Here is a 5,149-nt window from a genome sequence, read left to right as displayed (position 1 = left end):
ACGGCGGGCGGCCGTTCTGCGGGTGCGGGCGGCAGAGAGCCTGCAAGCGGCGCCCCTGCGACGCTCTGGATCACCAGCGTGACAGCCGAGTACGGACTTGCATGACCACACGGTCAGGTTCAAGGGAAGCCCCCTCAGGGGGCTGCACGGGGCGGAGATGGCGAGCACGGCAACGAGCAAGGAGCCTGCGACTGCGAGCCGCGCGCAGCCAGTGCAGCGGGGTCGGGGCGGGGGAGGTAAAACCGGAGGCCAAAGGCCGACCTGCCTACAGGGTTGTTGGCCGGACGTGGCAAAGCAGCTAAAGAAGAACACGGATTGCCGAGGACTGGCTCAGAAGCTGACAGCAGAAGGCGCAGCCTTGTGCGCCACACCCTGCGAGGCTGATAAGCGGGGGCGCAAGACATAATGTGTATTATGCGATGTGAGCCGCTGTACGCGGTTCAAGTAGATTGAGGGGCTGAACGGCGAATTTCGCATAATTCCCTGACATTATGTTGAGTGGGCTTTGGGCGGCCAGTGCAGACTTAACGGGGACACCCTGACTCAGGCCGCCCATTGCCCACGTACCCCCGCCGCACCGAGGCCAACGGGCAGTCCGGCCACGGTCTGCCCCCGCACCGAATCCAGCGAACTCAACGGGGATTATCAGGTTTTCCGCTACGTCGAGGGAGATTGTCGGGTGCCGTGTTTGCCGCCACACTGTGCCCTGAGCGGCTCTCAGACAGCTCGATGTCGGCGTCCGGTTTGCCATGACCTGCCCGCTCGGCCGGATGGGTTTGCTGGTGCACTTTCTTTAAGTGGTCGATAGCCACCCGGGTATAAATTTGCGTGGTTTCCAGCCGTTCATGCCCCAGTATCGCCTGAATGTGCCGGGTATCAGCCCCGTTATCCAGCATCTGTGTGGCCATTGAATGGCGGAACAGGTGACAGGCACCGGGTTTATTCAGTTGAGCCTGTTCACGGATGATATGCCCGACCAACTGGCTCAGGTAGTCACGCGACAGCCCGCGTCCCCGGTCGGAGATAAACAGGTAGCCACTGTCATGACGGGCAGCCAGTCGGGGACGCACGGTCGCCAGATAGCGCTTTAGCCAGCCCAGCGCTTGTGTACCGACAGGCACCACCCGGTCTTTCTGCCCCTTGCCCTGCCGCACATACAGCACCCCGCGCCCGCTATCAATGTCCCCGGTGCGCAGGTTTGCCAGTTCCATCCGGCGAAGGCCACTGCTCCAGAGCACTTCCAGCATCACCCGGTTGCGAAAGCCGCGTAGGGTGCCACAGTCCTGACTGTCGAGCACCTGCCCGGTTTCGGCGACATTCAGTATCTGGGCGGGCAGCCGTTTTTCTTTTTTCGGCAAGACCAGCAGGTCGGCGGGATTGTATAAAATCTGGTGGCGTTGCAGTAGCCAACGGAACCACACCCGCAACATATTGAGCCGTGCCCGCTGACCGTTGTGGCTGTAAGGCTGACCGTCGGCCTTGCGGTAAGCCCGCAGATAACGCTGCCAGCCCTCCAGTAACGACAGTGAGACCTGCGGTGCCGAACAGACCGCCCGTTGTTCGCACCAGTCCACGAACGGGGAGAGGTAAGCCCGATAGGACAGACAGGTTTGTCGGCTTTTACCCTGGGCGGTCAGGGTGTCCAGCCAGTTATCCAGTTGCTGGCGTAAAGTCAGGGGGCGTTTTTCATCAGGCAGCTCCTTGTGTGTAGTCGGTAACAGAAAGGCAGTACGGTATGATTTTCTGTCTTATCGTGCCGGAACAGTGATTTTTCGTTTAGCCAGACTTTGGAGTGCTTAACCCTTGCTGGTCGTGGCGTTGAGGTGAGTTTGCTGACCCAGACTTAGCCCCGACTTGGGGCAGACTTGACCCAGACTTGCGGGAAGATAAGCCAGACTTGCGCGTATCATACCGGGGTGATCAGGCCGTTTAAGTGTGCGCTGTTACCCTCACCATCCCAGAGCAGTTCGTAGTGCAGCAGGTGCCCGCGACTGCCACCGTGGATAAGCAGGTATTCCATCTCACTCAGACGCTGGCAATGCAGCTTAAGCTGGCTGTCACTCCAGTGGGTGTAAGCCCGGATATCCCGCCGGGTAAAGCGCACTTCACGTAATGTTTTCTGCCCACTCTCCGCCATGTCCTGCGCCATTTGCTGTATCAGTAACAGTAGCTTGCGCGTCTGCGGCGGCATCTCGTCCAGCGTCCGGCCTAAGATTTCATGCGCCAGCCGGTTCGCCAGTTGGATATCGTCCTGGGTCACTTCAATGTATTCCAACACCTTGCCGCGATGCTCAGCCACCTTCACCTCTCGCTGGTACTGGTGCAGCAGGGCAATACTCTGGATTAAGGTCAGGTATTTCATGTGGTCACGGCGGGTACGGGTTTTGTCTGACATAAAGGTCAGTTGGTGCGCATAGGGATTGACAACATTCAGGGGTTTCAGCAGCCGCTGGGCGTTCTGGTGCAATGCAGTAAGGTAGTCCCGTTCGTTCTCAGCCAACAGCCCTTCAAGGGTTTGTTTCTGGCGCTGCATGGCATGGATGGCTTCCGTCTGTTCACGGGATTCATTCACCGTCAGCACCAGACAGCGATTCAATAACTCTTCATCGACATCGATCGCCGTGGTGGTCAGCATCAGCATCACCGGGCCTTTGACCGTGTAGCTTTTGGTCACGAGGGTGCCGGTCGTTTCATCCTTGCCGGTGCTCGCCATCGTCAGCTCACCATCCGACTGCAACAGCTTGAGGGCATAGGCCGCCTGCCGCGCGCCCTCTTCTTCCGCTATCGCCAAAATCTTATGCTGGAGATTGGTTTCCCCCAGATAAAACAGGCTTTGCCCGGTCATGGCGCTGTACTGAATGCGTTCTTCTTCCGGTATCAGGTTCAACACCGCGTCCATCAGGGAGGATTTTCCGGCGGCGCTGCTGCTCTGGATTAAGACGGCTAAGGGTTTGGGCAGTTTACGGCTCACCGCCGCCAGATACCCGGCCAGTAAATTGGTGGATTCACCAACCACACCACAGGCGGCCAAGTCAGCCGTGATACGCGTGATTAAATCCGGGTCTTGCAGCAAGGCCAGTGCGGCCGACCGTTCCGCCTCATTCAGTTCAGGCGCGGCGGCGGTCGGGTTTTCCCCCTGCTGCTGCCACTGCTCAACCGCCTGTAACACCTGCCCCAGCGCCCGGCGGATGTCGCTTTCTGCCAGCCTCAGCTCCACGGCAGCCAGCCGCGCATAGCCCTGACGGCTGCGGGCGCTCATCAGGTCAACCCCGTCCAGAAACATCACGCCACTTTGACTATCAATGACCTGTGCATTGAGTTTCATCATGGCGGCGCCGGCTTTCACGCCCGACAGTCCCCGCAGACACCAGCGCAGGCTGCCCAGCGACACCCGAAGCTCGCCGTCTGCGCCGGCTTCCCAGATTAGGCCGGGCGTGGGATTCGGTGTGGCAACTAAAGCAGAGGATGGCTCGATAGCAGCTGGCTCCGTGCACAGTGTCTCTGCGGTTAACATCGGCACCGCACTGTCCAGCAACAGGCCGAAAGCGGCTGCCGGCTCCGCCACCTGACACAGATAAGCGTTGGCATCCATTTCAGGCGGGAACACGACCCGCAGCGGGGTGATGCCTTTCTCAGCCAGTGCCGCCGCCAGTTTTACCGCGGCTTCATTGCCCGCGCTGTCATTGTCGAAGGCGATCAGCACCTGCTTAATGCCGTACTGGGCAAACGCCTGCCAGTGATCCGCAGTGACGCCGTTCACCCCATAAGCCGCCGTCACATGCCGGTGTCCGGCGACCCAGAACGACAGCGCATCGATCAGCGATTCACACAGGATCAGGCTTTTTGACACCCTCAGTGCCGCTTCATTCCAGACCCCGCCATGTACGCCCGGCAGATAGAGATGCTTGGGTGTGCCTGCCCGCAGGCGGTCAATGATTTTGCGGCCATACAGTTCCTGTACCTGACTCTCCAGACCGATCACCGGAATGACCAGCGAGCCGCTAAAATGTTCATGACCACTCTCCCGCAGCACCCCGACCGCCTGAAGTTGGGCACGGATCTCCGCCCCGGCTTTCAGTTGTTTGGCCGGCAACCGATAGCCCAGCGTGCGGTTGGCAAAACCCAGCTTAAACTGCGCGACCAGTTCAGGATGGTTCAACCGCCGTTTGGTCAGATAATCCTGCGCTTCCGGGGCATTCAGTAAGGTCTGGTGATAGAACTCAACCACCCGATGCAGCAACGCCGGTTGCCCGATCGCCTCCCGCATCAGTTCCGATGAATCAACCAGCGGCTCCACGGCCGGATTACTGCCGAGCATTGCCCGCAGCCGTTCGCAGGCATGACGCAGGCTTAAATTCTCCGTCTTCATCACCCAATCCAGTACCGAGCCGCCGGCATCACAGCCAAAGCAGTGATAGAGATTTTTGGACGGCGTGATCACCATCGAGGGGGTTTTCTCCTGATGGAACGGGCACAGTACCAGCCGGTCTTTGCCACGCTTAACCACCTGCCGACCTTGCTGCTCGATAATGGCAATCAGAGGAACTGCGGCTTTCAGGTGCTGCAACTCAGCTTCAGGAATGCGAGCCATGTCTCCTTTCTCCCAAAAATTCGTCAATACCCTTTTGATGTATTATTTTAATACCTTATGCTGTAGTTATGTCAAACAGTTTTAGATGGGGAGGTTAAAGTAAATGGCATCGGTCACATTATGGTTTTTGCCTATGAACTTCCCAACACGCTTAATACAGATACGTAAGGAACACGGCCTGACCCAGCAGGGACTGGCAGACAGTGCCAGCCTGCATGTTAACCAGATCCGCCGCTATGAGGCGGGGACGGCGCAACCAACCTTAGAAGCCCTGATAAAGCTGGCTAAAGTGCTGCGGGTTTCTCTGGATACACTGGTTTTTGAAGAAAATGAACGGGGGCCTTCGGATGAGCTGGCTTTTCAGTTTGAAGCGGTCAGCCATATGCCGGAAGAAGAGAGGAAGATTATTCGGGCTTTGCTGGATGGCATGATTTTGAAGTATCAGGCAAAGCAGATCACTGAACGCGGATGAGACAGGCGGCAACCTGTCACAACCGCTAACCACAAGCAACTAAACAGGAGTTGAATGATGGCTAAGGCGCATTCTAAGCAAAACCG

General features: G+C 58.1%; 4 protein-coding genes. 2 read left to right on the top strand and 2 right to left on the bottom strand.

Annotation, left to right across the window (positions count from 1 at the left end; all coding sequences use genetic code 11):
• The first annotated feature begins 211 nt into the window (after nucleotides 1-211).
• A complete protein-coding gene (locus Xinn_RS22270; protein ID WP_169923633.1) occupies nucleotides 212-406 on the top strand; it encodes a hypothetical protein in 195 nt (64 codons plus the stop codon).
• Nucleotides 407-632: 226 nt separating this feature from the next.
• On the opposite strand, the gene xerC is transcribed toward Xinn_RS22270, so the two are convergent.
• Together xerC and Xinn_RS19945 are read right to left on the bottom strand one after the other, a co-directional pair.
• Entirely contained in the window at nucleotides 633-1,697 is a 1,065-nt protein-coding gene (gene xerC / locus Xinn_RS19950; protein WP_169923635.1) for a site-specific tyrosine recombinase XerC, read from the bottom strand.
• 209 nt (nucleotides 1,698-1,906) lie between these two features.
• A complete protein-coding gene (locus Xinn_RS19945) occupies nucleotides 1,907-4,591 on the bottom strand; it encodes a CHC2 zinc finger domain-containing protein (protein ID WP_086954653.1) in 2,685 nt (894 codons plus the stop codon).
• Between the two features lie 133 nt (nucleotides 4,592-4,724).
• Between Xinn_RS19945 and Xinn_RS19940 the strand changes: the two genes are divergently transcribed.
• Nucleotides 4,725-5,063 (top strand): helix-turn-helix domain-containing protein, encoded by a 339-nt coding sequence (locus tag Xinn_RS19940; RefSeq protein WP_086956527.1) that lies wholly within the window; start codon nucleotides 4,725-4,727, stop codon nucleotides 5,061-5,063.
• Nucleotides 5,064-5,149 lie beyond the last annotated feature (86 nt).

Origin of the sequence: Xenorhabdus innexi (genome assembly GCF_002632485.1) — a bacterium.
Lineage (GTDB): Bacteria > Pseudomonadota > Gammaproteobacteria > Enterobacterales > Enterobacteriaceae > Xenorhabdus > Xenorhabdus innexi.
Note: the sequence above shows the minus strand (reverse complement) of the source record. Positions and strands in the feature narration are given on the sequence as shown.